Annotated in this window: 5 protein-coding genes and 1 pseudogene; 4 read left to right on the forward strand and 2 right to left on the reverse strand. The window is 69.9% G+C overall.

What is annotated here, in order from left to right:
* Positions 1 to 528: 528 nt before the first annotated feature.
* The gene (rpsA, locus tag AB0877_RS31580; protein WP_091407939.1) at positions 529 to 2040 is read right to left on the reverse strand and encodes a 30S ribosomal protein S1; all 1512 of its coding nucleotides are present in this window, start codon (positions 2038 to 2040) and stop codon (positions 529 to 531) included.
* Between the two features lie 496 nt (positions 2041 to 2536).
* On the opposite strand from rpsA, the gene AB0877_RS31585 reads away from it, so the two are divergent.
* The 3 genes and pseudogenes from AB0877_RS31585 to AB0877_RS31595 form a co-directional block, all read left to right on the forward strand.
* Positions 2537 to 3343: a class I SAM-dependent methyltransferase gene (locus AB0877_RS31585; RefSeq protein WP_366613500.1), complete on the forward strand. Its 807-nt coding sequence runs from the start codon at positions 2537 to 2539 to the stop codon at positions 3341 to 3343.
* Between the two features lie 214 nt (positions 3344 to 3557).
* Complete coding sequence (locus tag AB0877_RS31590) at positions 3558 to 3776, forward strand: DUF2945 domain-containing protein (protein WP_366613502.1); 219 nt, start codon at positions 3558 to 3560, stop codon at positions 3774 to 3776.
* A pseudogene (locus AB0877_RS31595) lies at positions 3763 to 4101 on the forward strand (DUF3140 domain-containing protein); the annotation flags it as partial. The gene AB0877_RS31590 and the pseudogene AB0877_RS31595, both read left to right, overlap by 14 nt.
* A gap of 267 nt (positions 4102 to 4368) precedes the next feature.
* On the opposite strand, the gene polA reads toward AB0877_RS31595, so the two are convergent.
* Positions 4369 to 7068: a DNA polymerase I gene (gene polA, locus AB0877_RS31600; RefSeq protein ID WP_366613504.1), complete on the reverse strand. Its 2700-nt coding sequence runs from the start codon at positions 7066 to 7068 to the stop codon at positions 4369 to 4371.
* A 178-nt stretch (positions 7069 to 7246) separates the two neighbouring features.
* On the opposite strand from polA, the gene AB0877_RS31605 reads away from it, so the two are divergent.
* Complete coding sequence (locus AB0877_RS31605; RefSeq protein WP_366613506.1) at positions 7247 to 7492, forward strand: hypothetical protein; 246 nt, start codon at positions 7247 to 7249, stop codon at positions 7490 to 7492.
* Positions 7493 to 7610 lie beyond the last annotated feature (118 nt).

Raw genomic sequence — 7610 nt, forward strand, 5'->3', positions numbered from 1 at the left:
ACCCACCGCCCCGGCGACCTCGCCACCACCCCACCCCGGGGCCCGATCACCCCCGCCCACGCCCCGCCGGCCGACCGCCCTGCCGCCCCGCGCCCCGCGCCCCGCGCCCCGCGCCCCGCCCCCCGCGCCCCGCCCCCCGCGCCCCGCCCCCCGCGCCCAAGATCCGAGCACCTTCCCGGAAGTTGCTGCCTCCGACACGAGCGAGACAGCAACAGCCCTGATGTTGCGCGGATCATGACGACGAACCCCGCCCCGGAGACACCGGAAGCGGGGTTCGAGCCCGCCCATGACCGCCAAGAACGTGCTCGAACCAGGATGTAGTGGGGTGCAGCCGCAGGGAGGCCACTACTTCATGGATTGAGCACGATCTTGGCGGGCCGGTCAGCGGGGTGGCGGGACAGCGGGACGGCCAGTGGGGCGGCGGGCCGGTCAGCGGGACGGTGAGGCGGACGGGCGGCGGAAACGGCGAGGGCCCCGCCCCCAGCGATCCGGAGATCGCGGGGACGGGGCCCGTCGTCGTTCAGCGGGTCACTTACCGCCGGCGAGCTTCTCCCGCAGTGCGGCGAGCGCCTCGTCGGTGGCCAGCGTGCCGGCCGGCTCCTCGGCCTGCCGGCTCGGGGCCGGGCTGGACGAGGAGGTGGTGCCACCGCCACCGCCACCGGCAGCGGCCGGAACGGCCGGAGTCGGGTTGGCGGCAGCCTCGGCGTCGGCGGCCCGAGAGGTCTGCACCTGCTTGGTGTGGGCCTCCCAGCGCAGACGAGCCTCGGCGTACTGGTTCTCCCAGGTCTCGCGCTGCTTGTCGTACCCCTCGAGCCACTCGCCCGTCTCCGGGTCGAAGCCCTCGGGGTAGATGTAGTTGCCCTCGGTGTCGTACGTCGCGGCCATGCCGTAGAGGGTCGGGTCGAAGTGCTCCTCGCCCTCGACGAAGCCCTCGTTGGCCTGCTTGAGCGACAGCGAGATCCGGCGACGCTCCAGGTCGATGTCGATGACCTTGACCATGACCTCGGAGCCAACCTGGACGACCTGCTCCGGGATCTCCACGTGGCGCTCGGCCAGCTCGGAGATGTGGACCAGACCCTCGATGCCGTCGTCCACGCGGACGAACGCACCGAACGGAACCAGCTTGGTGACCTTACCCGGCACGATCTGCTGGATCGCGTGGGTGCGGGCGAACTGCCGCCACGGGTCTTCCTGGGTCGCCTTCAGCGACAGCGAGACCCGCTCGCGGTCCAGGTCGACGTCCAGGACCTCGACCTCGACCTCCTGGCCGACCTCGACGACCTCGGACGGGTGGTCGATGTGCTTCCAGGACAGCTCGGAGACGTGCACCAGACCGTCGACGCCGCCGAGGTCCACGAACGCGCCGAAGTTGACGATCGAGGACACGACGCCCTTGCGGACCTGGCCCTTCTGCAGCTTGTTGAGGAACTCGGTGCGCACCTCGGACTGCGTCTGCTCCAGCCAGGCCCGGCGGGACAGGACCACGTTGTTGCGGTTCTTGTCCAGCTCGATGATCTTGGCCTCGAGCTCCCGTCCGACGTACGGCTGCAGGTCGCGCACACGACGCATCTCGACCAGGGACGCGGGCAGGAAGCCGCGCAGCCCGATGTCGAGGATGAGGCCGCCCTTGACCACCTCGATGACCGAACCGCGGACGACGCCGTCCTCGTCCTTGATCTTCTCGATCGTGCCCCAGGCCCGCTCGTACTGCGCCCGCTTCTTGGAGAGGATCAGACGACCCTCCTTGTCCTCCTTCTGGAGGACCAGGGCCTCGATGTGGTCACCAACCGTCACAACCTCGGCAGGGTCCACGTCGTGCTTGATCGACAACTCCCGAGAGGGGATGACACCCTCGGTCTTGTAGCCGATGTCGAGCAGGACCTCGTCCCGATCGACCTTGACGACGGTGCCTTCGACAATGTCGCCGTCGTTGAAGTACTTGATGGTCTCGTCGATCGCGGCGAGGAATGCTTCCTCGGAACCGAGATCGTCGTGGGTGACCCGGGTGGCGCTCGAGGGGGCCTCGATGCTGCTCGTCATGTGGGCGGTTGCTCCGGTCGGTGGGTTGTCACAGCAGGCTGGTGTGTCGCAGTGACCTGTTCGCGCCAGCGGATCCGTCGCCGGGCACACCGAACGATCGCCTAGTGAGATCATGATGTGGCTCCGTCGACCGCGCACCTGCTCCCTGCCGAGGCAACGCGATCCGCGAGCGCATCGTCTAGCCTACCGTGCGCATTACCACAGCGTGCAAGCCCTCCCGGCTTCTCTTCGCGCGATGACCTGCGAAAGCCGAACAATCGCCCGGAAAAGACCACCGCTGTCTCCTGCGTCACAGCAGCCCCTCCCGCCCCCGTCGGCGCGCACCACGAGCCGCCGTGGTCGCTCCGCCCTCCGGGGTGTCGCCGCAGCCCGCCGCGGGCAGTTTCCCCCGGATCGAACACCGCGACGTCACCGACACCGGGTCGATCAAGCCCGCCGCGCGGATCGTGGACGCGCCGCCGTGCCCAATGGGGTGGGTGGGGCCTAGCGTGAGCGCGTGGATGACGACAGCCGGGTTACCCGGCGCCGGGTGGGTGACGCCGAGGCCCGGCGGGCCAACCGCGGCTGGTGGGACACCGACGCCGACGACTACCAGGCCGAACACGGCGCGTTCCTCGGCGACGTCGACTTCGTGTGGTGCCCCGAGGGCCTGCGCGAGGCCGACGTCCGGCTGCTCGGCGACGTGTCGGGGCGGCGGGTGCTGGAGGTGGGCGCCGGCGCCGCGGCGGCCGCCCGCTGGCTCGCCACCCAGGGTGCCCGGCCGGTCGCCTTCGACCTGTCCGCCGGCATGTTGCGGCACGCCGCCGAGGCCGCCGACCGCACCGGGGTACGCGTACCGCTGGTGCAGGCCGACGCGCTCGCCCTGCCGTTCGCCGACCGCTCGTTCGACGTCGCCTGTACCGCGTTCGGCGCGATCCCGTTCGTGGACGACTCGGCGGCGCTGCTCGCCGAGGTGCACCGGGTGCTGCGCCCGGGTGGCCGGTGGGTGTTCTCGGTGACCCACCCGATGCGGTGGATCTTCCTCGACGACCCCGGCGAGGGCGGCTTGACGGCCGTGCACTCGTACTTCGACCGTTCCCCGTACGTCGAGCAGGACGAGACCGGCGTGGCCACCTACGTCGAACAGCACCGCACCCTCGGCGACCGGATCCGCGAGCTGGTCGGTGCCGGGTTCCGGCTGTTGGACCTGGTGGAGCCGGAGTGGCCGGAGGGACACGAGGGGATCTGGGGGCAGTGGAGCCCGCTGCGCGGACGGCTCTTCCCCGGCACCGCCATCTTCGTCACCGAGAAGCCCGGCGGGTGAGCGCCGCACCCGCGGTCCGACGTGCGAGCCATCGAGCAGACCCGGTGCACGTGTACGCGTACCGGATCGGCGATCGGGCGGTGAGCGGCACTACGAGCTGGTCGCCGGCGCTGCCGACGTGATCGAGTTGGCTGACCCGTTCGACATCAAGCTGCCGGTCGCCGAGATCACGCCGTAGTCGTTTCGCCCCAGCCGGGTCGGGTAGCCGAGGACCATGGCCGAACCGAGATTTCACAAGGGCGACCATGTCTCCTGGTCGGCCCACGGCAGCCGCGCGTACGGCGTGGTGCAGGAGACGATCACCGAGCGGACCAGGGTCAGCGGGCGGGCGGTGAACGCGGCCCCCGACGACCCGCAGTACCGGGTCCGCAGTGACGGCACGGGCCGCGACGTGGCCCACCGACCCGAGGCGCTGCGCCATGAGCAGAAGTGACGAGGGCCGGGACACCTACCGGGAGTTCACCGAGGCGGTGAACATGAAGCCCGGCGAGCTGTCCACGTGGTTGGAGACCGACGAGTCGAAACAGGTCGGCTGGCACAAGGGCGGTCGCGCGGGTGGTGGTGAGTCCGTCGGGCACGAGTCCGGCCGGAAGATCATCAACCTGCTCCGTCGCAAACGCGGCGATCTGTCCGAGGGCGACTACAAGCACATGCGCAAGGTCGTCGGCTACGTACGCCGGCACATGGCGCAGCGCCCCTCCGGCAACGTCCGCGACACCAAGTGGCGCTGGTCGCTCATGAACTGGGGCCACGACCCCATGAAGTAGCCGGCCAGCGCCGCACGGGGCACCACTCCGGGCGGATGGCCGCCTGGCTGGCCGAACGCCCGCTCGATCTGCTCAACGTCGGCGACTGGTCGCTCAGAACGCCACGATCCGCGCCCGTCGGCGAGTGCCCAACCACGCCGGCGGCCGCGACCAGGGCGACCTGGTCAGGGGTTCCGGGGCAGCCCGACCCACGCAGGGATCAAGCCTGACCGCCCGGAGTGGGTCGGGCCGCCCCGGAACCCGCACACCGCAACCACATCAGTGATCGGCGCTGTTCCAGTCCCGGCCCAGACCGACCGACACCTCCAGCGGCACCGACAACGGGTGAGCCTCGCCCATCTCCCGCCGGACCAGGGCCTCCAACGCCTCCCGTTCACCCGGCGCGACCTCGAAGACCAATTCGTCGTGCACCTGCAACAGCATCCGTGAGCCCAGCCCAGCCTCGCGGAGCGCGGTGTCGACGTGCAGCATCGCCACCTTGATGATGTCGGCGGCGGAGCCCTGGATGGGGGCGTTGAGCGCCATCCGCTCCGCGATGTCACGGCGCTGCCGGTTGTCGCTGACCAGGTCGGGCAGGTAGCGGCGTCGGCCGAGGATGGTGGACGTGTAGCCGTCCTGGCGGGCGCGGGCCACCACCTGCTGAAGGTAGTCACGCACCCCACCGAAGCCGGCGAAGTAGTTCTCCATCAGCCCGCGCGCCTCTTCGGTGCTGATGCTGAGCTGTTGGGAAAGACCGAAGGCGCTCAGGCCGTACGCCAGGCCGTAGTTCATGGCCTTGATCTTGCGGCGCTGGTCCGGGGTGACCTCGTCGAGCGGCACCCCGAAGACCGACGAGGCGGTGGCGGCGTGGAAGTCGGCGCCGGAGTTGAACGCGTCGATCAGCGCGTCGTCCGAGCTGAGGTGCGCCATGATGCGCATCTCGATCTGGCTGTAGTCGGCGGTGAGCAGAGACTCGTAGCCGCCTCCCACCACGAAGGCCCGACGGATCCGACGGCCCTCCTCGGTGCGGATCGGGATGTTCTGCAGGTTGGGCTCGGTGGAGGAGAGCCGACCGGTGGCCGCCACGGTCTGGTTGAAGGTGGTGTGGATCCGGCCGTCGTCGGAGACCGACTTCAGCAGCCCGTCGACTGTCGACTTGAGCTTGGCCACGTCCCGGTGACGCAGCAGGTGGGCCAGCACCGGGTGCGGCTGCTGCGCGTAGAGCCACTGCAGGGCGTCGGCGTCGGTGGTGTAGCCCGTCTTGATCTTCTTGGTCTTCGGCAGACCCAGTTCGGTGAAGAGGATCTCCTGCAACTGCTTGGGCGAGCCGAGGTTGAACTCCCGACCCACCGCCTCGTACGCGCCCTGCGCGGCGGCCTTCACCTCGGCGGCGAAGTGGGCCTCCAGCTCGGAGAGATAGTCGGTGTCGGCGGCGATGCCGGTGCTCTCCATGGTGGCCAGCACCCGCATCAGCGGCAGCTCCACGCCGGCCATCAGCCGGGCGGACTGCTCGCCGTCGCGGGACAGCTCGGCGTCGATCGCGTCGGCCAGGTCGAGGGTGGCGCGGGCCTGGAGCATCAGGTTCTGCTCGACCACCCCTTCGTCCCCGAGGCCGTCGAGGGTGAGCTGGCCGGACTCCGGGACGTCCACCCGCAGCTCCCGGTGCAGGTAGCGCAGCGCCAGGTCGGTCAGGTCGTAGGACCGCTGATCGGGGCGGGCCAGGTACGCGGCGATCTGCGTGTCCCGGACGATGCCGGCGAGCTGCCAGCCGTGCGCGGCGCAGGCCAGCACGGCCGGCTTGCTGTCGTGCAGCACCTTGGGGCGCTGCTCGTCGGCCAACCAGCCGGCCAGGGCGCCCTCGTCGGTCGGGTCGAGCCGTGCCGGGTCGACCCAGGCCGCCGCGCCGCCGGCGGTGGCCAGCGCGAGACCGGTGATCGAGGCGGTGTGCCGGCGGTTGGGGCCGGTGTCGAGTTTGACCGCCAACCCGACCGGGGTGCCGGTCGACACGTGCGTGGTCAGCCACCCGGCCAGCGCGCCGGGCTCGGTGAGCACCTCGCCGGTGAGGTCGAAGCCGGACTCGGCCTCCGGCTCGACCGCCTCCAGGTACTGGTAGAGGCGGTCGCGCAGGATGCGGAACTCCAGGGTGTCGAAGACCTGGTGCACCGCCTCCCGGTCCCACCCCGTCCAGCGGGTGTCCTCCGGGCGCAGCGGCAGCTCCAGGTCGGAGACGAGGCGGTTGATCTCGTAGTTGCGGATCACGTCGGCGAGCCGCTCGCGCAGGCTGTCGCCGGCCTTGCCCTTGATCTCGTCGGCGCGGGCGATCACGCCCTCCACCCCGCCGTACGTGGTGATCCACTTGGCGGCGGTCTTCGGGCCGACGCCCGGGATGCCGGGCAGGTTGTCACTGGTCTCGCCGACCAGCGCAGCGAGGTCCCGGTACTGCTGTGGTGGCACGCCGTACTTCGCCTCGATCGCCGCCGGGTCCATCCGGGCCAGGTCGGAGACGCCCTTGCGCGGGTAGAGGACGGTGATCTGATCGTCGACCAACTGGAACGCGTCGCGGTCCCCGCTGCTGATCAGCACCGACATGCCCTGGTCGCGGGCCTGGCAGGCGAGTGTGGCGATGACGTCGTCGGCCTCGAAGCCCTCTTTCTCCACCACCGGGATCTGCAGCGCGGCCAGGACCTCCTTGACCAGGCTGACCTGGCCCTTGAAGTCGGTCGGGGTCTCGCTGCGGCCGGCCTTGTACTCCGCGTACCTGTCGGTGCGGAAGGAGCGGCGGGAGACGTCGAAGGCCACCACGATGTGGGTGGGTTGCTCGTCGCGCAGCACGTTGATCAGCATCGAGGTGAAGCCGTACACCGCGTTGGTCGGCTGCCCCGTCGTGGTGGAGAAGTTTTCCACGGGAAGGGCAAAGAACGCCCGGTATGCCATGGAGTGTCCGTCGACGAGAAGCAGGCGCGGTGTCGTAGCTGTCACGGCAGCGACTCTAGTCCGTAGCACCGACAACCTTGCTCGCCACGTCGGACGGGCAGCGGAGCTCGTCCCGCGCAGGCACTGGCCGGGTGGGTACCGCGATCATCGGCCCGGACGGGACAGCCGGACTCGATCATCGCGGTTAGACTCCCCTCAATCTTTCTCGCAACGGGGGTTATCGATGAAGAAGTGGACGAGTCGCGTCCTGGTAACTATGTTTCTCGGCCTGACCGGGGTGGTGGGGGTGGCCGTGCCAGCCCACGCCGACGGCTGGGTCCACACGACCACCAATCCGTATCCCAGCGAGGAAGCCTGCAACGCTGCTGGAGAGCGGTACGTCTCGCACTACTGCACACTCACCACGTACCCGAAGTGCGGCGCTCGGTGCGGTGTACGTGGTTGGTACCTCAGCTACTTCATGAGCTGACGGTCCCGGCGTCTGATGGATGCGAGTCGGCCGGTGAGGGGTACCCCTCACCATGACCGCGGCCGGACAGACCAGACCCGACACCGACCTGGACACCTGGTTCCAGTTCGGTCTGCGC

The sequence above is a fragment of the Micromonospora sp. NPDC047644 genome (assembly GCF_040704315.1).
Lineage (GTDB): Bacteria > Actinomycetota > Actinomycetes > Mycobacteriales > Micromonosporaceae > Micromonospora.

Bases quoted from the DNA above. Each gene is read 5' to 3' on its own strand.
- rpsA (WP_091407939.1), bottom strand. From the start codon at position 2,040: ATGACGAGCAGCATCGAGGCCCCCTCGAGCGCCACCCGGGTCACCCAC.
- AB0877_RS31590 (WP_366613502.1), top strand. From the start codon at position 3,558: ATGGCCGAACCGAGATTTCACAAGGGCGACCATGTCTCCTGGTCGGCC.
- AB0877_RS31605 (WP_366613506.1), top strand. From the start codon at position 7,247: ATGAAGAAGTGGACGAGTCGCGTCCTGGTAACTATGTTTCTCGGCCTG.